The following is a 21,713-nucleotide window of genomic DNA, read 5'->3' as shown; positions in this document are numbered from 1 at the left end:
GCGAGCAAGGCAAGCAAATTAATTGCTTGCCAATTGCTGCTGTTGATTTGATTTTAATTGCGCCATTAACTGTTTACTTAAAGACGAAAACTTGCCTTTTTCGCTGCGGTTAATGGGCATTGATTTAGGTAAATCTATGGTGCGTGGATTGCGATGTACACCGTTAACAATAAACTCATAATGTAAATGGGCGCCAGTTACTCGACCTGTTTTACCTAAAGTACCAATCACTTGACCTTGCTTTACCGTTTCACCACGATTTACTTTGCGTTTGGTTAAATGCAAATATTTGGTGGTGTAGGTTTCGTTGTGTTTAATGAACACATAGTTACCATTAAATTGGTTATACCCAGACTCAATCACTTTGCCTTTACCGGCGGCTTTAATCGGTGTGCCGATTGCTGCAACATAATCAACACCACGATGGGCCTTGATTTGACCTGTTACCGGGTGTAAACGGCGTGGGTTGAAGTTAGAACTGACATACTTAAAGTCGACTGGCGAGCGTAAAAACGCTTTACGCATGCTGTTGCCATTTTCTGAATAATATTCACCGTCGGTATAACGCACTGCAGTATATCGTTCGCCCTGGTTAATAAACTCAGCAGCTAAGATATTGCCGTTACGTAAAAATTGGCCGTCGGCATATTCTTGGTCAAACAATAATGAAAAATGATCGCCTTTGCGAATATCTAAAGCAAAGTCGACATCCCAGCCAAAAATGTTGGCCAGTTCCATTATGTGATTTCCTGACAAGCCTGCGTCTGCGGCGGCATTCCAAAAATTGCTTTTAATGGTGGCGGTAATAAACGAGGTACGACTTTGCACTTCTTTGGTGTTTACCACTTCTTTGTATCGATCATTGTTATGACTGATCACTAAAGTAGACACTTTATCCATGCGGTAGCTCAGTTCTTTTAACTCACCTAAATCATTTTTGCTGATGGCAATTTCTTCACCCGGCATAATGGTAAGCAAATTCTTTTTCGCTAAAGGCAGTTGAGTAATGTCATACACATCTTTAGCGGTTAACCCAGCACGGCTGAATAACCCCCCTAAAGTGTCACCTTTTGCGACTTCATAATATTCAACGGTGTAATCATCGTTGCTCGCTTGCTGTTTTATTTTTGCTTTTTGCTTGGCGAGTTGGTTATCAATATCATTGAGTACTCCATCGACGCCCTCTGGGCGGGTTTGCAGCATCGCGAGGTGTTGTGCAAATGCCTCGTCGTCAGCGGTTTCAGATACCGCCTCATGTTCGTTCACATTTTGTGGTGATAATGTACTGTTATCAAAGATATTGTCGGCAATCTCTTCTTGCTCAACATCTTTGTCATCTGTAGGGGCTGTAGGCGTTCTAAAGGCCAGCGGTGCAGAATAACGAGTATCGTTTTCTGTGGTGTTTTTATCTGTTGATTTGCTCACTAATTGGGTTTGTTTAGATGCTTGAGCATCTTCCGATGGAAACATCAGAATAATAGTGGTTAACATCACTAATAATGACAGTGTGATTTGATGTGCTTTTGGCAACAATGTGAATAAAGTTAGAAGCTTTGCCATTGACTCAGGTACCAATTTCTCTCTAGTGTTGTTATCTGCTAAGTGTACACTCTTTCATTTGCCGTGGCTAACAAGTAACATAGACCTCTTTATTTTTTGTGCAAGCCCTGGGAGTTGCAGTAGAGATGGCGAATTTAGATCAAGTATTGGCAGAGATTAAGCGCGGTACCGATGAGATATTACTTGAAGCGGATTTGCTTGAGAAACTGAAAGAAGGGCGCCCATTACGCATCAAACTAGGTGCTGATCCTACCGCTCCAGATATTCACTTAGGTCACACGGTTATTTTAAACAAAATGCGCACTTTTCAAGAACTCGGTCACGAAGTGATTTTCTTGATTGGCGATTTTACGGGCATGGTCGGTGATCCTAGCGGTAAAAACAGTACCCGTCCTCCATTAACTCGTGAGCAAGTGCTTGCTAACGCTGAAACCTATAAAGAGCAGGTTTATAAAATTTTAGACCCGGCTAAAACACGTATCGAGTTTAACTCTAGCTGGTTAGAACCATTAGGCGCCGCTGGGATGATCCGTCTAGCATCGCAACAAACCGTTGCTCGTATGATGGAACGTGACGATTTTAAAAAGCGTTATTCATCTGGCCAGGCCATTGCTATCCACGAATTTATGTACCCATTACTGCAAGGCTACGACTCTGTTGCGTTAAAGGCCGATGTTGAATTAGGCGGTACAGATCAAAAGTTTAATCTATTGATGGGGCGTGAGCTGCAAAAAGCAGAAGGGCAAAAACCACAAACTGTGATCATGATGCCACTGCTTGAAGGACTCGACGGCGTTAAGAAAATGTCTAAGTCGGCGCACAACTATATAGGCGTGAGTGAGCCTGCTAATGAAATGTTCGGCAAAATTATGTCGATTTCAGATGATTTAATGTGGCGCTACCTTGAGCTGTTATCTTTCCGTCCTCTTGAAGAACTTGCACAGTTTAAGTTAGACGTTGAAAACGGCACTAATCCACGCGACATTAAGATTTTGTTAGCCAAAGAAATTATTGCGCGCTTCCATGATGAAGCGCAAGCCGATGCTGCGCATCAAGCCTTTATCGATCGTTTCCAAAAAGGCGCGATCCCAGACGATATTGAAGAAGTGGTATTAGAAGCAGGTGAAGGCTTAGCCATTGCTAACTTACTTAAAGATGCTGGACTTGTGGGCTCAACATCAGACGGTATGCGAATGATTAAGCAAGGTGCTGTGAAGATGGATGGCGAAAAAGTGGAAGACAGCCGTCAAAGCTTTAATGCCGGCCTAGAAGCGGTATTCCAAGTGGGTAAGCGTAAGTTTGCGAAAGTGATTTTGAAGTAATGCTTTAATCACTCATAAAAAAACGGCTGATTAAGCCGTTTTTTTATGTCTGAAATTTATTATTATTAGTATCTACTGCGACTCAAGTTGATCTGACATGGTTTGATAATCCATTAAATCCATCTGTTCTATCAAACGTTCGGTATTGTTATCAAATTTAAGCGTCGTGACACCGGGTACTGCAAGGTCAATAATTTTCCCCGGTTTGCCGAATTGATCACCTGGGCCTCGTAAACGATAACTGCCTATAATCACCACCAGCGAACCGGTATTAAACATATGTTCTATGTTTAAACGGTATTCAAGCACACCTTCATGGGCGCGTTGTAAAAAACCAATAATTTGTCGTCCACCTGTGTAGGTTGTATTGGCTGTTTTGTCGAAAAAAATGGTTTCACGAGAATAAAACCGTCGCAAAGTCGAATAGTCATGATCGGTTAATGCTTCCATATATTTCATGGCAAGCTGCTGCTCTTTAGGCATATCTCCAATATTGGCGCTGATTGAAAAACTGCAGACTAAACAACATAATAGCAATATTATTCGCACATTAAATTCTCTTTGTTTTTAAATCGAAAGCGGGCAAAGACAAATGCCAGCGGATAGCGCTCAGTCGAATGATTAAGGTACTGATCATTGCGATAAACATCGATGTCATACTGTCCATGCCGACGGCCAAGCTTAAGGTATAACAAATACCACCGACGATGGAAGCGGTTGCGTAAATCTCGGTACGTAACACCATAGGTACCTGGCGGCACAGTAAATCACGAATAATGCCGCCACCCACACCAGTAATTAATCCCATTACCACGGCAATCATGCCAGAAAGTCCCATTAATAAAGCTTTCTCGGCGCCAATCACAGTAAACAATGCTAATCCGAATGCATCGGCAACTGGCAAGGTTAGCGCAGGTAATTTATGCGGTTTACGCACGAGCACTAAACAGGCTAATACAGTCGCTAAAATAACGATGATGTAGTTTGGGTCGCGGATCCAAAATACCGGTGTTGCGCCAATTAATGCATCGCGAATACTACCACCGCCAATAGCCGTTACTGAGGCAAGAACAATGACGCCAAACGGATCCATTCGATGTTTACCTGCTGCCAGTGCGCCAGAAAGCGCAAATACAGCTGTACCACACAAATCGAAAATATAGATCCACAGACTCATTTACTTAACTCTTTGAGGTGAATATTGAGTGCATCTACTGAGATGCGAATTTCAATCACCGATAAAATCAATGAATACAGTAACAGCAATAAACTTAAGCCAAACACCACTGAACCAGTTTGGTTAAAACCTGTGTAAATTAATATCATGCAAAGCACGCATAAAGCAAAGCTACTCACGCCTGCTTCTTGCATTTTGCGGATAATAATAATGCGTTGACGTAAGTTTTTTATTTGGTCGCCCTGCACTGGTTTTTTATCGTTACTCAATTGACGGATTAATGCCGCCAGTGAAAAAAACCGGTTGGTATAGGCCAGCAGCAATAATGAGATAGCCGGAAATAGCAATGCTGGAGTCGTTAATGATACATGTAAATTGTTGAGCAACATGGTCTTCCTAAGCAGGTCTTTTAGCGGGTAATAGTCAACTGTCGATGACTATAGAGGATTTACAGTGGTAAAGATGTAAGCCTTTTGCCAGATGTGATGTTAACAATCGATTATGACGCTACATCGTAATATGTCAGCAACAAGCAAATGTGGGCGTATTATCGCTAATTACTGCTGTGTTTAAAACAGTATTTACTTGTTTTAAATAAATCTTAATCCAGTCCAAATCAATGGCAGTAACAAGGTTAAGCTAATCCAGAATAAGTTGGCTGTTTGCGTTACGGTTATGGCTTGGTTTATGTGGCGATAGTCAGGCAAGGGTCCAGCTTTCACCTTTGGTAAGTCAACGCGAATAGTTTGGCCATTGCTTATAAATTGTTGCGGACCACCGAGCTCGATGTTAAGCAACTTAGCAGCCAAGGCATAACTGCCGTAATGGTTATTAAGCTGCTGTTTATTACCCGGTGCTGGCAACATAGACGACACAATAGAGCTTAATCCGAGTTGGCCAAATTGAATTGCGAGCGAGCAATGCCATAGCAAAGTAGGAATAAAAAAGATCACTCGATTAAATTGGCCTACAAAGCTTGAAAAAATATGAAAGTGCGGATGATAAGTCGGCCAGCTGTGTTCAAGCTGCCTTAACATTCTCACCACTAATGCCATGGTTGCGCCGCCCAGGGCAAAAAACAATACCGTGGCTAAGGTGCCGTAGATTGGGGTAGTAAATAATTTTTCGATAGTGGTTTTACTTAAGCCAACCGCTGATAACACTTGTGTGTTTTGGCTGACCCATGGCGTGAGTAATTGTTTGGCTTCTTGTTTATTATCTGTTTTGATAGCCAGTGCCACTTTTTCGGCAACCGGCTTAAAAGCAGAATCACATAAGCAAAAGTACACAATAATCAGTTCAAAAAACCACGGATATGCAGCAAGGCTAAGTAAAAAGCTAACAATAATGCCGATCGGAACGACCAATAATAATGTCGCTAAAATGCCTGCTGTCAGTTGTTGGCTGACGGCGCGCTCTGGATGATTGACCTTGGTCGCAATCAATACTGCAATACGATTAAACCAAAGCAGCGGTTGTAAATCTCTTGGAATAGGGGCAAAACGCGCGAGGATTAAGGCGCAAAATAAAATACAACAGCTTTGTAATAATCCACCGTCCTGGCTCAACAATTGCGGATCGAATAATTGATTAATCATAGAGACTCAACAGTTGGATGGACGACTCGAGCTAACGGGATAAATAAGCTGCTGTTCAGTATAGCGGTAAAGCGACTGGTTCAGCACCTGTATTGATGAGAAACTGAACCAGTATATAGTAGGTAATTTACAGCTGTTGTAACAGCGCAATAACCATCATGGCAGAGTGCATGCCTGCTTTGATAATGTACGAGTCGAAATCAACTGGCGAATCATTATTAGCGTTGTCTGACAGTGAACGGATCACCACAAATGGCACGTTAAACTGATGACAAACCTGAGCAATGGCAGCTCCTTCCATTTCACATGCTGCCATGGTTGGGAAGTTTTCGCGCATCACTTTCGTGCGGACTGGATCGCAAATAAAACTGTCGCCGGTACAGATTAACCCTTCAATGGCGTTTACTTCACCGAGTTCCGCTACTGCTTTTTTCGCGGCATTAACTAATATGCTGTCGGGTAAAAACGCGGCTGGCTGTTGTGCCATCTGACCAATTTCGTAACCAAAAGCAGTCACATCAACGTCGTGGTGGCGCACTTCAGATGAAATCACGATATCACCAATTGCGAGTGTATCGACAAAACCACCTGCTGAACCGGTATTAATCACATGAGTAACCGCAAATTTTTCAATCAGTAAGGTTGTTGCAATACTGGCTGCCACTTTACCTATACCTGATCGTGTTACAACCACTTCTTTATCGGCAATGTTGCCACTGATAAATTCGATGCCTGCAATGGTAGTGTGTACAGGGTTGACGATTGCTTGCACTAAATGAACAACTTCTGGCTCCATAGCGCCAATAATACCGATTTTCATGAGTAAACCTTCACTGATTAAACAAATTCGAATGGGCGCTAATATAGCATGGGCGGGGAAGTTTGTGAAAAATACGCTTGAGTTAAGTGATTTGTGCGCAATGGCCAAAAACCGCTAGCGGAGCGTTATCCTGCCAACGGTTTTAAATCGATAATTGAATTAAAGAGGGTTATTGGTGCTGACTTTGCGACAATAAATTATCGATGGCTTTTACTACGCGAATACTGGCATCTTCCATGGTTTCAAGATGAGCTAAAATCGTGGATTCATCACCAGACTGCATGGCTGCTACCGCGGCTTTACCTTCGCTGTGCACAGTTTTATGTGGTTGCTCAATCGCCTTAAAGCTGGATAAACTGGCAAACTGCTGGCCTTCGCCATGGTAATACCATTTGCCGAGTCGACATTCGGTGTGACTGTTGACACTGGCTTTGCTGTCTTTATTGGCTAATACACTGTAAACGTTACTCTTCCAGACGCTATGGTCTAACTTCACCGTGGTTAAAAATGCGGTCATTGACGCTTCACCAATAACACGTTTCATTACACCAGAGCTTTGCAGCACTTCGGTAACGACTTGATCAATTTGTTCTGACGAGACGGCTATTTCACTTGAACAAGTTTGGTTGGTTATCACAACTTGTTTAATTTGTTCGGTTTGCTCTATGACAGTTGCAACTAATTTTTCAATATTGGCACTGGCGTCATGAGCATTACTGGCTAATTGCCTAACTTCACTGGCAACAACGGCAAAGCCTCGACCAGCATCACCCGCACGCGCCGCTTCAATGGCAGCATTAAGCGCAAGTAAGTTCGTTTGTTCAGAAATTTGTTGAATTGATGACACCAGATTGCTGATGCCATTAGCGGATTCGCTCAACTGTGCTGCTGTCGCCATACTTTTTTCTGCATGATCATTTAAATGCCCTGCACGGCCTTTTAAGTTACCAATAGCGACACGAGTCTGATTGAACAGTTTGTCCACTTCAGACAGCATCTGTTTTTCGTCATCTAACTTGATTGAGTTCGCCAGAGTGGTGTCACGAATATCGTTGAGCATCGTGGCACCTTGTAACTGTAAATTAGCGCGTGCTGCATCGTATTCAGATTGATTATCAGAGGTTGTTAATTGCTCGGTTAAGGTTGCAACACGTTGTTGTAATTGAGTGAGTTCATCACTATGTTGTTGCTCTTTTCTAACTATTTGATGTTCTAGGTCGGCAATGCGGGCTTTCAAGCTTTGTGTAAAACCGATCATAGTTACTCTATTGGTTATTTGTATATTAGTAATATAGTGGTCAGGTTTTACTGTTTAATCAAGCATTGCAGATGTTACGTATCACAAATTGAGAGAATAAAAATCACAACATTAAATGAACTAATGAGTATGGAGTTCTCTTTATACATTTTAATACAACACGTTGCCGTTAATTTAACTTGCTGTATCACAATAAGATTCTAAAGTGTTATTTGTTCTTGTTACTAAACGGCATCCACAATAAACCGTTTAACCATGCATTTTGTTTTGCGTTTGGGTATTGGGTTAACCCTATATCGATTTGATTATCAGGTTTACTGGCCTTTGCGGTGTACGTGCCGAACAGCTTGTCCCACCAGATAATACTAAAACCAAAATTACTGTTACTTTCGGCCATTATCTGGCTGTGATGAATGCGATGTAATACCTGGGTGACTAGAACCAAGCGAGCTAGTTTTTCAGCTTTGGCGGGTAAGCGTATGTTGGCGTGGTTAAAAATAGCAAAACCATTGAGCAATATCTCAAACAAGATCACCGCTTCTGCAGGGATACCCAATGCCACAATGACAATCGCTTTTATGCCAAGGCTGGAAATGATTTCGATAGGGTGAAAGCGCAATGCGGTGCTGCTGTCGACGTGGCGGTCTGCATGATGCACTTTGTGCAAACGCCATAATAATGGAATGCGATGGAACAACCTGTGCTGCCAATAAATCAACATGTCTAACAGCAGTACGCTGACGCCGATATTAAGCCAAAGCGGTAAACTCAAATAATGTAATAGCCCCCATTGTTGTGAGCTGACATATAAGGCGAAGCCGGCTAAACCTAATGGCAGTATTAATCTTGCGATTAGCGATGAGATAATTAATAAGCCAAAATTACCCAACCACCGTGTTGCCATTGACGCAGCTTGAGGGGCTTTGCTCAGTGTTCTGGCTGGAAATAATAATTCCAGACTCATCATTAACACTAAAATGCTTAAAAACACGCCCAGTCGGATTGCTGCCATATTATCTATCATTTTTTAGGCTCCTCAAGGTTACTCTTTTGCTGGTGATTGGCTTGCAGGTTAGTGTGGTGATTTTTTAAGGTGTTATAACCACCATGGATACGGGTAAAAATAGTAATCGCACCTAAAAATGCAAACGTATAAGCCAGCTCTGGAAAGTAAGTCGGCCATAAACAGAATGCCACAAAAAAGCCGATAGTTTCTGTGCCCTCGGTCAGGCCATTCAAAAAATAAAAGCTTTTATGGGCAAACTGCGGCCGCGGTAGATTGAGTTTTTCGGCTGGGATTGCAAAAGCTAAAAAGCTCGAACCTGTTCCGATAAATACCGTCAGCAGCACCGCAGCGGCTAACGCGTTTTCATTGGGATTGGCGAGTGCAAACCCTAAAGGAATCGCGGCATAAAACAAAAAGTCGAGACAGATATCTAAATAACCCCCCGATGGCGTAGTGTGTTTTTGATGACGGGCAAGGGCACCATCAAGTCCGTCAATAATGCGGTTTAATACGATAAATAATAATGCTACGTACCAGGCTTGTAGGGCTAAAAAAGGCACTGCTAACATTCCAACCACAAAGCCGATGAGTGTGAGTTGATCGGGTTGTACTTGTTTTTTATCCAGTAGCAATACAATCGGTTTAAGCATGGGCTTAATCACTGGCGTAATAAATCTATCTAGCATTTGTGGTTTCCAATTAATTGATACATTTGTGGTTTATGTATGTTGAATAAAGTGTGTTGAACAATATCTCTAGAATAACCTGTACCTATTTTACCCACGTTAAAACAGCGAAATAATTTTCCCCTGAGCGGCGTCGGCATCGCTTTGGTCATGAGTGACCATAATCGCGGGGAGTTTGTGCTGACGAATTTGCTCAAACACCAGTTGACGTGTTTCTTGGCGTAATTGGCTATCAAGCTTACTAAAAGGCTCATCAAGTAAAATCGCTTTAGGCTGACTTAACAATACCCTAAGTAATGCCACTCTAGCTTGCTGACCACCCGATAAGCTTTGTGGGCTGCGATGCTCTAAACCGGCTAATCCTACTTGAGATAATGCCTGGCTAATATCCGCTTGGCGTTGTGACTTGCCACCCGCTGGCATCGCGAAGCTAATGTTACCGGCGACACTGAGGTGCGGGAACAGTAAAGGGTCTTGATATAATAAGCCAATACGACGCATGTGGCTGGCCGTGTCAGTAATGAGTTGTCCATTTAGGTATAAATTGCCTTTGGCGCTGAATCCTTTAGGCAACATACCGGTGAGCCAATTTAACAACGTCGATTTCCCGCTACCCGACGGCCCCATAATGGTCAAAATATCACCGCCGGCAATGGTTTCGTTTAATGACAACAACACCTGTTGTTGTCGTTGTATGCTTAACTGTTCAATCACCAATGAAGAGGTGTTAGAGCTTGGCGCATTTGTTTGCTCTGGCGTTGGCATATGTGTCCTTATTCGCGTTGTGTTAACAGCATTTTAGGCAGTGCCCATGCGAGCAGAAAACCAAGCGCTGGGAGTAACATTTGGACTAAGGCATAAACTGCACTGGTACGTCGGCTGGCGCCATTAGCCAGTGATACCGCCTCAGTGGTAATGGTGTTGATACGGCCACCGCCAGCCAATAATGTTGGTAAATATTGACTAAAGCTAATGGCTAAGCCTAATGCACAGGCTATTAAAATTGGCGCCAGTAACATGGGCAGTTTTATTTGCCAAAATATTTTTGCCTGGCTAGCGCCTAAACTGGCGGCAACATGACTAAAGCGTGGATCTAAACGCCGGTAACTGCTGGCCAGCGATAAAAATACATAGGGCAATACAAAGAGTAAATGCGCTAGTACCACATTGATCAAAGTATGGTGGCTGTTGATTTGTTCCAATACCCACACCAGGCCAAATAAAAACGCAATGCTGGGAATAAGCAAAGGTAAGTAAATGATCACGCTGCTTAATTTTGATGCTGTTTTACTGGTGTGTTGCTCGGCTTCAAGTGTCAGTAAAGTCAATACAATGGCTAATCCTGTGGCACAAAGTCCAATTAACAACGTGTCGAGTAATGGCGTGTGCATTTGTTGTAATGCAGATTGCCAGTGCTGACCAACAAACGTCTGAGGCAGTAGATCAGGATAAGCCCAAAAACCTGCGAAAGACCATAACACCATGCCCAGCAAGGCTAAGCCGATAATCGTTAACATCATCACGGTTATTACGTGAGTGATGTTTTGCATAATGGCGCCGGCATATTCGCGCTTACCATTAACCAACATAGATTGAGACAGGGTTTTAATGAGCTTTTCTGCCAGCCACCAACCAAGCAGTAAGAGTAACGTCAGGGCTATCTGCACAATGGCGCCAGCAGAGGCTTTAATACGCAAGCTTAAATCGACATCATGAAACCATTGCATAATAGCCACTGCAAGGGTTGGTGGACTATTAGGGCCTAAAATTAACGGGATTTCGACACTGGCACTGGCATAGGCGAGTACCGCTAAAATCGGTAAGCGCAAAAAGGGATATAAGCTGGGAAGCACGACTTTAAAAAAAGCAGTCATCGGGCAATAACCCAGGCTTAATGCCACTCGATGTTGAGCGCGCAGCGTATGGCCTAACTCGGGCTGTGCCAGCACACCCAGTGCCATCAGCAATAAAAAAGGCAATTCTTTGAGGGTTAAGCCTAAAATAATACTTAGGCCCATTGCATCATGTGGGAATAGCCAGTCGGGTGGTGTATCCCAGCCACTTAACCAGGGTGACACCAGCCGTGAAAACATCCCTGATGGGGTAATCAAAAAGCCTATGGCAATCGCCGCAGCAGCATGAGGGATCACTAAAATCGGGCCGAGCAAGCGTTGAATATAACCTAGCCAGGGGCTGGTAAAGTAACTGCCTAAAATCAAAATGGTAATGACAAAAGCCAGTAAGGTACTGGTAAAGCTGGTGGACACACTGAGAAGCGCCATATAGCCAATGCCGGGAGTTTGCCATAAATCAACAAAACCATTGATATTAAATTGAGTGTGTCCAAGTACTGGGAACCAGCCAAAAGCCGGTAACACCACCGCAATTAAACCGCCTATAACGGGCAGCACTAGCAAAGCCATCATTAAATAGGGACTACTGCGAACCAGGGTATTAAAACCACTTTTTGATGTTATCACCGCATCACTCCATAGCGTTGTAACCACTGGGTTGCAATGACTTTAGTCCAACTTGGGTGCGGTTCGCTCAATGCAGGACTGATATCTTGGTTAGCGATATTGGCACTTGGGTGTGACAGTGCGGGTGGCTCAAACCACTTCTGTTGCTTTGCTGGTAATTGCGATAACGCAATCACACTGGTGTCGCCCCACACGTTTGCCTGTTGCTTTTTGGCCTGAGCTTTTGGGCTGAGTAAAAAGTTAACCACCAATTTAGCGCTATTTGTATGCGCTGCATTATAAGGAATGGCAATAAAATGGATGTTGCTTAAACTGCCATCACGCATGCGATAGCTGCGAATACTCTCTGGTAAATCAAAACGCGCGACAGCGGCTGGCACTTCGGCGGCTGAAAAGGTAAATGCCAATGCCAGCTCGCCATCGCCCATTAATCGGCGCAGTGCTAAACCGCTAGACATAAAGTGCTGACCTTTACGCCATAAGTTTGGATGCAAATCATCTAAGTATTGCCATAGGGCTGGCAATAATAATGCCTGGCTTTGAGCGCTTGCGGGTTGATAAAGCCTATTTTTAATGGCATCAGGCTGACTGTTGTTAAGGGCGATTAGCGCATATTTTAAAAAGCTCATGGCTAAAAAGTCAGGCGGCTTAGGGTAACTAAATCGCCCTGGATGTTGTTCGGCCCACAGACTTAATTGTTGTAATGTTTGTGGTGGCGTTTGGGTCAATAAGCTGTCGTAGTAAAACGTCAGTGCCGCTTTGCCCCATGGCGCCTCCATGCCTTGAGTGGGCACGCCAAAATCACGGGTCATGGCCGGATTATTATCAGGATCGGTTAAGGCAAAGTTGGGCAATTGCGCAACCCAGTTTGGCGCCAATAATTGATGCTTTGCCATCGCGGCAAAGTTTTCGCCATTAATCCACACTAAATCGACTTGACCGTTATTATCGTTACTGGCTGATTTTTCGGCCAATACTCGGCTAACAGCTTCGCCTGTGTCGGTGAGTTTGACATGGTGTAATGTGATTTGGTATTGCTGCTTAACTTGCTCTGCAACCCACTGAATATAACGATTGATTTGCGGATCGCCGCCCCAGGCATGAAAGTACACATCTTGGTTAACACCACGTGCTTCAATCTCTTCCCATGCGGCAAGCTCATTGGTTTGTGCATAAGCCACGCTAGTCCAAAGGCAAGCATATACACTGACACCCAATGCCAAAGCCGCCACAATATGCTTCATTATGTTAGATATTTTACTGGAGAACATTGGCTTATCGAACCGCATTTAACGACCAGTTGTAGTCGAGGTAATCGATATCTAATTGCTGCTTGTTCGCGGTAGCTTGCTGAGCACCATTGAGTGTTAACGCGTTAGGGTACAGTAATAAAAACGCCTCAACAGAATCTGCCCCGGCAAAACCTTGAGTAAAGTCATCGCCATACCATTTAAAAATGGCAGACAAATAAACCGTGTCACCTTTGGCATAATTGCGGCTAGTGTCAGCTAAAAAACGTTTGGTTTGTGCATCAAGTTGTTGTTCAAGCTTAGCGCCGGTATAGGCTTCTTCAAGCAGCGCTGGGCAGCCAATGCTGGCACAATTTACCGCAAAATGAATTCTAGGATCGTTATATCGATCGCTACCACGGATCAGTTTATGTTCAATATCATTGAGGCTGCGGGTTTTGCCAAGTAAAGGAATAAAGCTTTTGTCCCAGGGCGAGCTAAAAAATCCGCCGAGATCTTTAATTGACTCAATATCGGGATATTTAGTTAAGATAAGCTCAACGGTCCAGGCGTTATAAGCATTGATTAAAAATGCCAATTGCGTCGATTTATCCCAAGCATCAAATTGTGCCTGGCTGATGTTGCTTAGCTGCTCGAGGTAACTTTGCAGTTGAATGCGTTGTTGCTGCATTGCCGCATAATCTACCGCGCTACTGTTGCCATTATTAATCGGCTTTACGTGTTGACTCACTAGGGCTTGCCACTGTTGGTGTATGGTCTGCTCAGTTGTTGCCGCTGGCATTGCATCGGCAGCCACACTGATTTGACTGAACAGTAAGGTGCTACAGAGCAGTGGCGCAATGACAATGCTTGCGACAAATGCCTTGAATATTGTACTCATTTTATTTGGCTCTCTTACTGCTATTGGCATAATCCCTTGCCGGGCAGTTTGCTATTGATTAATGCGTGTTTCTTTAAATATGCGTCAGCTAACCTGGGTTAACTGACGCCATCATTGGGCCGTCTTTTAAAGAATTAACCACGGCGCCATGTGTGATATTTTTCTAACCAGCGCAGCACAGTTGCCGGCGCGTGGTTACGTTTCCACTCGCCTGCAGCGTACTTGTTGCCTTCGGCCCACGTTGGGTAGCTGTGGATAGTCCCTAAAATCTTGTTAAGCCCTAAGCCGTGCTTCATGGCTAATACAAACTCAGCAATTAAATCACCAGCATGTTCTGACACAATCGTTACACCCAGGATTTTGTCTTTGCCTTTTGGAGTGATGACTTTAATAAAACCATCGGTGGCACTGTCGGTTATAGCGCGGTCAAGCTCGGCAAAATCAAAGCGCGTGACTTCATAATCAATACCTTGTTGCTGAGCTTCGTATTCGTTTATCCCTACACGCGCCACTTCTGGATCGATAAACGTGGTCCATGGAATCACGCGGTAATCGACCTTAAACTTCTTCAAATGGCCAAACAGCGCGTTTACTGCAGCGTACCAGCCTTGATGTGCTGCAACGTGAGTGAACTGATAAGGTCCAACAATGTCACCTGCCGCATAAATATTAGGGTATAGCGTTTCTAAATACTCATTGGTTTGAATGGTGCGATTGGTTTCAATGCCGAGCTCTTCTAAACCGTAACCGCTTAGACGAGCACTGCGACCGACGGCACATAATAGCTGGTCGTATTCGATGGCTTGCTCTTGGTCTTGATGTTTAACGATAAGGTATTTTTTACCCTCACGCAGTTCACAGCGCAGGGCTTGGTGTGAGGTTAAAATATTAACGCCACTATTACGTAAAGCTTGGGTGGCGAACTCAGACACTTCCAGATCTTCTTTGATCATGATGCGCTCGGCCATTTCAACTTGAGTGACTTGTGAGCCTAAACGAGCAAAGCTTTGCGCAAGCTCTGAGCCAATTGGGCCGCCACCTAACACCACTAGTTTCTCTGGTGCAGTGTCGAGTTTGGCAAATTCGTCCCATAAGGTGTCACTGGTAACGTAACCGACTTCTTCAATGCCCGGTAATGGCGGTACAAATGGGCGGGCACCAGTCGCAATCACAATGCTGCGCGCGGTTAGGCGAGTGGTATTGCCGTCTGGGTAGGTAATTTCTACTGTCCATGGGTCGATTAATTTGCCGTAGCCTTTGACCACATCAACACCTAAATTGGTGTAACGCTCAACACTGTCGTGTGGCGCAATATCGGCAACCACTTGATGTACACGTGCCATGACCTTTTTAAATGAAAACTCAGGTGTGGTGTCTTCTAGGCCGTAATGATGGGCATTGCGTATCTGTTGAGCTATTTTGGCGCTCTTGATAATGGCCTTGCTTGGCACGCAACCGTAGTTTAAACAGTCGCCGCCCATTTCTCCGGCTTCAATTAAGGTCACCTTGGCTTTAACTGCTGCGGCAATATAACTGGTTACAAGACCACCCGCGCCAGCGCCAATCACAATAAGGTTGCGATCAAATTTAGCGGGTTTAGTCCAGTTGCTGTATACACGACGTTTTTTAATCATATTGACAATGGCCTTAGCGATAAGCGGGAATAAGCCTAATAGTGCAAATGACAAAATTAGGTTGAACGATAAAATGTTAGATAAGCTGTCGATTTGTGCTAATTGAGTCCCGGCATTGACGTACACAAAAGTGCCCAAAAACATACCGACCTGGCTTACCCAGTAAAAGGTCCACGACTTAAACGCGGTAACGCCCATTAGCATATTGATTAAAAAGAACGGGAAAATAGGCACTAAACGTAGAGTAAATAAGTAAAATCCGCCTTCTTTTTCAATCCCTGCATCAATGGCTGCTAAACGCTCTGGAAAACGTTGTTTAATCGAGTCGCGTAATAAATAACGCGACACTAAAAAGGCGAGTGTTGCACCAATACTAGAAGCAAAAGAGGCAATAATTACCCCTTCCATTAAACCAAATAGTGCACCTGATGCAATGGTGAGAATCGCCGCACCGGGAAGTGATAATGCCGTTACAGCCACATACAGTGCAAAGAAACCGCCGATAACTAACAATGGTGATTCTTGACGCAGTTGGCTAAATTGCTCCATTGAGCCTTTTAGGCCATCAAGCGTGAGCAATTGATGTAAATCAAAGTGGAAAAATAATCCCACCAGCGTTGCTGCAATAATAAGTAATACGATTTTTTTTAACATGTTTTATAACCTTAAAATGAATGCTGCAATGTCAGGGTGGCATTAACCGGTAACTCAGGGTAAACCAAGGTTGAACCAAAATAACCGCCTTCAAATACTGGGCGCCAGTTCTTTTGGTTGGTGACGTTATTGACGTCTAATCTTAAACTTGTTTGTTCGCTAAAGTCATAACGAGTATTGATATTGAGCGTGTATTGATCGCGAATATACACAGTTGCTAAATAGTCTAATGGGTAACTCTTGGTATATAGACCGGAGAAACCGGCTTTCCATTTCTCAGTAATCGACATTCCTCCATTAATTGTGAACGTTTGTTCAGGTAAACCTTGTACACGGCTATTTGATGGCGCAAATGACGCAAAGTTTGGCGCGCCAATTCCGGTGCCAGCAATGATATCTGGGCGTGAATTATCAAAAGCATCGATCACTTGAACCGTATCCTGACTGCTGGCTGAATTATCATAACGAGCATCTAAATAACTGTAACCGGCGCTAAACCAGTAAGGGTCGGCATCATAAAAGGCTTGCGCCTCAAATCCTTTAGTGCGAATACCTGTATTGCTGCCATCACGATTTCGCAAACTGCGTTTTTGATCAAACAAGGCAGCATCAACATACCAGGCGCTATCGCTTGGCGAATATTTAATACCCACTTCGGTTAAGGTGTTTTCGGTGGCAAAGTTTTGGCTGCTAATTTGGTTATTGGCGCCTAATGTGGTGCCGCCCGCCATGCTATTTGAGGTCGATTCGTTATAACTGGCGCTGGCATAGGTGGTGATAAAATCGCTGAGCTGATAGCTAATACTGATTTGCCCCGACTCGAGCATTTCATTAATCGAATCACTGGCGGCGATTTGCCCTTGGGGCGCTAAAGCATCTTGAGCCTCAACGTCATAAAAGTCGGCTCGATAGCCTATGCTGGTCGACAGTTTGTCGGTCCATTGGCTGTTGTGTTGAATCGCGAGGCCGGTTTGCCAGCTGGTTGAGTCTGTGGTGTCAGATAATGAATAATCGCCACTGCCATTTCCATCAATGTCGTATTGTGCACCAGGTGATACAAACACCCCTGGGCGCAGCTCAACCAGCCTTGCTTGCTGTTCTGCGGTAAGTGGAATTCGGCGGTTTTCAATGGGTCCGGTTAAATCAATCGGTAAATCGGCTTCGGTGGTAAATTGGCTGTAACCTAATACCTTGTTGTAGCGGATATCGGCAGCGACAATGGTGCTTTGGTCGTTGTTCCATTGATAGGCTAACTCAACTCGGTTTTGTGCAGTGTCAGCGCCATCGATGATTTCAACAAAACTGTTTTGGGCAATTTCTTCGCGCTCTAAATGCTGATAATAAGTAATGTTTTTAAAGGTGGCTTTATCAGTTAACTCACGCACGTAGGTGCTGTGAAGAATAAACGTTTGCGCGTTATTGATGTTGTCTGGATCGGTTAACACCTGGTTGCGATCAATGTTAACTAATCCGGTTGGCGACACAATCGCATTGGCGCCAGCGATGGTACTGCCGTTAGGCTGAACGCCCTGGCCAGTAACATATAAACCATGGTCGATTAATGCTTGAGTCGGGCGGTTAATCCCCGCGTTGTCGGTAAAGTCGACATCATAGTATTCGACATTGATGTCCCAGGTGCTGACATCGTCTGGCAACAGGCGAAATGCCACAAAAATACTGTCGCTTTGAAAACCAGAGTAATCGTAATAGCTACCGTTATCGATGTGCTCGACACTTAAACGAACACCACTTTGGTTTTCAACTATATCGGTTGCTACATCTAATTGAGCACGGTAATGATCCCAACTGCCTACCGATGCGGTAAGTTTGGCAAATTTGTCATTAGTGGGCGCCACTTTAGAGTGCACATTGACAAAACCACCATTACGTTGGCTGGTGCCTAGCAATACTGGGGGCGCACCTTTTACTACATCAATTTGATCTATGGCGTTAAACGACATCGGAATACCAAAACCATTATTACCTGCCTGGCGACGCACACCGTCTTGGTATAACTCGCCTAACTGACCACGAATAGTTGGCAAACTTGATGCTCCAAAGCCGCTAGCCGAATAACTATTAGGGCTGACTTTTTGAATATCTGACAAGTCGATAATATTAAGCTGTTCAATCATCTCGCTGGTAATCGGGGTGACCGAGCGGGCAATATCTTTAAGCGCAATACCATCACCAAAAGGACCATCGACAGTGCTGTTTTTAGGTGACAAACCTTTATCGTTAATCGCTTTGCCTGACACTTGAATCACTTCGATAGTCGAAGTGTCTTCTGCCGCGACAGTTAACGAAGAGGATAAGGCTAAACCAACAGCCAGTGCTGTTAATGAACGGTTTGAATAACGATAAATAGGCATAATATTTTCTGCTGTGATGAACATGGCCTAAAAGACCTAATGATTAACGAATTTATTACAACTATCTTATGCCTAATTTTGTTTATTTAGAACTAAATAGCATAAGTGGTTGTGCAATATCATCTGAGTTTATTCGGTCCATTGGGGGCTGGTTAACTTTTGTCGTTAATACCAGTTTAGCCTATTAAAAGCTCAGCAGAATGAGTTTTATTTATATTTTTTAAGGAATTAAGATGCAAACAACACTTACTAGCAATGTTCAAAGCAAATTGCAATGGTCGTTATTGTCTTTACGCTTAGGCGTATTTTTAGTGATGCTCGTGTGGACATTGGATAAGTTTGTCAATCCTGCTCACAGCATGAAGATATTCGAACATTTCTATGGTATTGGCGGGGTGAGTGAAGTCGCAGCGTATGTTATGGGTGGTTTGCAATTGTTACTGGTGATTGCCTTTGTACTTGGGATTAAAAAACGCATCACGTACGGAGTGATATTCTTAATGCATGGCGCGTCAACCTTATCGGCCTTTAATCAATATTTTGATGCATTTAATAACTTATTATTCTTTGCTGCATGGCCGATGTGGGCCGCGTGTTTTGCGTTGTACATGTTAAGAGATGAAGACACCAAGTTTACAGTAAAATAAATCGCTGGTGACTTAACTGATAAAAAGGCCGACTAAATATTTTTAGCCGGCCTTTTTATTGGGCGCTCAAAATTAAATCATAATAGTAAGCAATACTGTTAAATAATAATGTTAAACAATCAATCCAAGCGCGATTGGAGCCTTAACAGGATGCCGCTAGTGAGTGTTATTACTTTGTATCACGATTACGAATAACCATAACGCTAAATAACACGACTATCACCATTTGCGTGCTTAAGCCTTGCCAGGTAGAGGCTATGCCTAACCAGCTAATCGACACATCTATAGGGAAGGGCGTCAGACTGATTACAGCTGCTTCTTGTAGCGCCGAAATCCCTTTACCTGCCAAGATAAACGCTAAAATAAGCATAAAGTAAGAGCTTACAGCGAAGAAGCGAGCCAGCGGTAATTTAACGGAATAACGCATCATTAACCAAGCAATAACCGCCAAAATAGCGATGCCAGCGAGCAAACCATAAACTAAGTAACTGACTTGTTCATTGCTGCTTGCAGAGCCTACGGCTTGTGTCAGTAATGACTGATAAAACAAGATGGTTTCAAATACTTCACGGTACACAGAAATGAATGCCAGGCCCGTGAGTCCCCATAAGGTCCCGGTGTTTAAATGACGATCGACATTGTTTTTAATGTAACTTTGCCATTTAGAGCCTTGGGTTTTACTGTGCATCCAATAACCCACATAAAACAACACTAACGCGGCCAACAGTGCTGCCCCGCCTTCCATTAATTCCCTTGAGGCACCGCTAATACTGATTAGGTTTTCTGCCGCCCACCAGGTAAAGACGCCCGCTATAAGTGCGGATATCCAACCAAAATGAACAAATTTAAGCGCATCACTACGCTGAGTTTTTATTAGCACTGTCATTAACGCGATGATCACTAACAGTGCTTCTAATCCTTCACGTAGCAAGATGATTAATGCAGCCGAAAACATCGCGTTATTGGATAGTGATTGCCCGGTTAATACCGTGTCGGCTTGATCTAGTTGAGTCAGAATACTGGTCAACTGTTGATTGACTTGAGTATCTTGTCCTGCTGTTTTTAGGATGTTTCTGAAATTAAGCAGTTGGCTTTCGATTGATTTACGCAAACCACTGTCGTGAGCATCTAGGTTGTTTTCGATTAATTCAAAACCATCAAGGTAGGCGCTAACGGCTAAGGTTTGTGCTTGTGCAAACTCATTTGCTTGGTAGGCTTTGACTGCAGCCTGTAAGTTGCTACGTGTCAACGAGATAGGCGACTGTGCATCCTGAAACAGTAACTCAGGCTGCGCACGTAATAACTCCAGTTGCTTGCGGTCAATATTGGCATTTTGTTCGAGTAACTGTGTCGGATTACTATTGACCCATTGCTGTAATTCAACATTCGTGTCGTGTTTGATGTGTTCTGTGGTTGTCGATGATGGCTCAAACGCTAAGCTGCCAACATAGAAAGCCAGTGACCAACGTTGTTGATCGTTTAACTCACTAAAGGCACGCATGGCACTGCCATCTAAACCATCAGAAATCGCATCGTAAAGTCCCAGTAATGATCGATTTAAGGCCCGTTCTTGATCGGTAAAATTAGTCGGCTCTGGTGACAGTGATTTAGCTAACGGCCCGTTGCCTTGGCCTAAATCACCATGACAAGTTGAACAGTTTTCGATAAACAATTGCTTTACATGCTCTTTAGTTACAAGCTGTGTTGGTAGCACTAATGCCGGAGATTGGCTTAATAATTGTTTACGTATTTTTTGACTCAGCCCTTGAATAACATCCAGTGATGCTTTGTCTGCAATGACTTGCTGTAGCTGTATTGCGTCAGCGTTAAGTGAATCGGATTTATCGAGTGAGAGCAGATTCGTTTTTTCGATAATGATGCTAGCAAATTGCTGCATTTCAGCAAACTCATCAGGGTTAGCAATTTGACCGTCGGTCACCGCTTCTGAGTAATCTACGCCAATGTATTCGGCTAATTGAAGAATTTGCCGAGTCTGTTTGACTAAGTCTTGTGATGTTTGAAGTGACGTTTCTTGTGGTAATTCTTGTTGTACTTCTTGTGATACTTCTTGTGATATAAGTGTCGTATTTTGTGCCCATAACGATGTCGAAAACACCGAGATAATGGCAATGAATAAACAACGATTAATAACAGACGATGTGATCCGTTGTCGCCATAACGTGAAGCTGTTGAAAGTATCCAAGAGATTACCTTAATAGAAATGGAGGCGTTGATCGAGATACTGGATCTATCAATCAAACCAGGATGGCAAATGATAATGATTGGCATTCTACTTTTTTGTTTACTGCTAAGCAATCACACTATAAGCGTGTTAATTAATGCGATTAATTTCGATAAGGCACATTTAC

Annotated in this window: 18 protein-coding genes; 2 read left to right on the top strand and 16 right to left on the bottom strand. The window is 43.6% G+C overall.

Annotated features, from left to right (window positions below; genetic code table 11):
- Nucleotides 1–18 precede the first annotated feature (18 nt).
- Nucleotides 19–1,560, bottom strand: coding sequence for a peptidoglycan DD-metalloendopeptidase family protein (locus ACROAE_RS02470; RefSeq protein WP_432399341.1), 1,542 nt, complete (start codon nt 1,558–1,560; stop codon nt 19–21).
- A gap of 125 nt (nt 1,561–1,685) precedes the next feature.
- Between ACROAE_RS02470 and tyrS the strand changes: the two genes are divergently transcribed.
- Nucleotides 1,686–2,882 (top strand): tyrosine--tRNA ligase, encoded by a 1,197-nt coding sequence (gene tyrS, locus ACROAE_RS02465; RefSeq protein WP_432399340.1) that lies wholly within the window; start codon nt 1,686–1,688, stop codon nt 2,880–2,882.
- A 72-nt stretch (nt 2,883–2,954) separates the two neighbouring features.
- Here tyrS and ACROAE_RS02460 read toward each other — a convergent pair whose 3' ends face one another.
- From ACROAE_RS02460 to ACROAE_RS02395, 14 genes are all read right to left on the bottom strand, one after another.
- Nucleotides 2,955–3,431 carry a nuclear transport factor 2 family protein gene (locus ACROAE_RS02460; protein ID WP_432399339.1) on the bottom strand — a complete coding sequence of 159 codons (477 nt, stop codon included), beginning with the start codon at nt 3,429–3,431 and terminating at the stop codon, nt 2,955–2,957.
- A gap of 1 nt (nt 3,432) precedes the next feature.
- Nucleotides 3,433–4,059 carry a trimeric intracellular cation channel family protein gene (locus ACROAE_RS02455; RefSeq protein WP_432399338.1) on the bottom strand — a complete coding sequence of 209 codons (627 nt, stop codon included), beginning with the start codon at nt 4,057–4,059 and terminating at the stop codon, nt 3,433–3,435.
- The gene (locus ACROAE_RS02450) at nt 4,056–4,448 is read right to left on the bottom strand and encodes a DUF2721 domain-containing protein (protein WP_160053023.1); all 393 of its coding nucleotides are present in this window, start codon (nt 4,446–4,448) and stop codon (nt 4,056–4,058) included. Before ACROAE_RS02450 ends, ACROAE_RS02455 begins: the two co-directional genes overlap by 4 nt.
- A gap of 201 nt (nt 4,449–4,649) precedes the next feature.
- A complete protein-coding gene (locus tag ACROAE_RS02445) occupies nt 4,650–5,657 on the bottom strand; it encodes a cobalamin biosynthesis protein CobD/CbiB (protein ID WP_432399337.1) in 1,008 nt (335 codons plus the stop codon).
- A gap of 127 nt (nt 5,658–5,784) precedes the next feature.
- Nucleotides 5,785–6,477: a 5'-methylthioadenosine/adenosylhomocysteine nucleosidase gene (locus ACROAE_RS02440; RefSeq protein WP_432399336.1), complete on the bottom strand. Its 693-nt coding sequence runs from the start codon at nt 6,475–6,477 to the stop codon at nt 5,785–5,787.
- A 169-nt stretch (nt 6,478–6,646) separates the two neighbouring features.
- Complete coding sequence (locus ACROAE_RS02435; RefSeq protein WP_432399335.1) at nt 6,647–7,735, bottom strand: methyl-accepting chemotaxis protein; 1,089 nt, start codon at nt 7,733–7,735, stop codon at nt 6,647–6,649.
- 208 nt (nt 7,736–7,943) lie between these two features.
- Nucleotides 7,944–8,756 carry a sterol desaturase family protein gene (locus tag ACROAE_RS02430; protein WP_432399505.1) on the bottom strand — a complete coding sequence of 271 codons (813 nt, stop codon included), beginning with the start codon at nt 8,754–8,756 and terminating at the stop codon, nt 7,944–7,946.
- Complete coding sequence (locus tag ACROAE_RS02425) at nt 8,756–9,427, bottom strand: CDP-alcohol phosphatidyltransferase family protein (RefSeq protein ID WP_432399334.1); 672 nt, start codon at nt 9,425–9,427, stop codon at nt 8,756–8,758. Before ACROAE_RS02425 ends, ACROAE_RS02430 begins: the two co-directional genes overlap by 1 nt.
- A gap of 99 nt (nt 9,428–9,526) precedes the next feature.
- Nucleotides 9,527–10,192, bottom strand: a complete 666-nt coding sequence (locus tag ACROAE_RS02420; RefSeq protein WP_432399333.1) for an ATP-binding cassette domain-containing protein — start codon at nt 10,190–10,192, stop codon at nt 9,527–9,529.
- Nucleotides 10,193–10,200: 8 nt separating this feature from the next.
- A complete protein-coding gene (locus tag ACROAE_RS02415; protein ID WP_432399504.1) occupies nt 10,201–11,853 on the bottom strand; it encodes an ABC transporter permease in 1,653 nt (550 codons plus the stop codon).
- A 50-nt stretch (nt 11,854–11,903) separates the two neighbouring features.
- On the bottom strand, nt 11,904–13,151 hold the full coding sequence (locus ACROAE_RS02410; protein WP_432399503.1) for an ABC transporter substrate-binding protein: 1,248 nt from the start codon (nt 13,149–13,151) through the stop codon (nt 11,904–11,906).
- Between the two features lie 31 nt (nt 13,152–13,182).
- Entirely contained in the window at nt 13,183–13,938 is a 756-nt protein-coding gene (locus tag ACROAE_RS02405; protein WP_432399502.1) for a DUF547 domain-containing protein, read from the bottom strand.
- A 233-nt stretch (nt 13,939–14,171) separates the two neighbouring features.
- Complete coding sequence (locus ACROAE_RS02400) at nt 14,172–16,325, bottom strand: FAD-dependent oxidoreductase (protein WP_432399332.1); 2,154 nt, start codon at nt 16,323–16,325, stop codon at nt 14,172–14,174.
- An 11-nt stretch (nt 16,326–16,336) separates the two neighbouring features.
- Nucleotides 16,337–18,721 (bottom strand): TonB-dependent receptor, encoded by a 2,385-nt coding sequence (locus ACROAE_RS02395; protein ID WP_432399331.1) that lies wholly within the window; start codon nt 18,719–18,721, stop codon nt 16,337–16,339.
- 209 nt (nt 18,722–18,930) lie between these two features.
- Between ACROAE_RS02395 and ACROAE_RS02390 the strand changes: the two genes are divergently transcribed.
- Nucleotides 18,931–19,344, top strand: coding sequence for a hypothetical protein (locus ACROAE_RS02390; RefSeq protein ID WP_432399330.1), 414 nt, complete (start codon nt 18,931–18,933; stop codon nt 19,342–19,344).
- A 169-nt stretch (nt 19,345–19,513) separates the two neighbouring features.
- On the opposite strand, the gene ACROAE_RS02385 is transcribed toward ACROAE_RS02390, so the two are convergent.
- Entirely contained in the window at nt 19,514–21,547 is a 2,034-nt protein-coding gene (locus tag ACROAE_RS02385) for a cytochrome c/FTR1 family iron permease (protein ID WP_432399329.1), read from the bottom strand.
- Nucleotides 21,548–21,713 lie beyond the last annotated feature (166 nt).

The sequence above is a fragment of the Shewanella sp. MF05960 genome, assembly GCF_050849305.1.
Lineage (GTDB): Bacteria > Pseudomonadota > Gammaproteobacteria > Enterobacterales > Shewanellaceae > Shewanella.
Note: the sequence above shows the minus strand (reverse complement) of the source record. Positions and strands in the feature narration are given on the sequence as shown.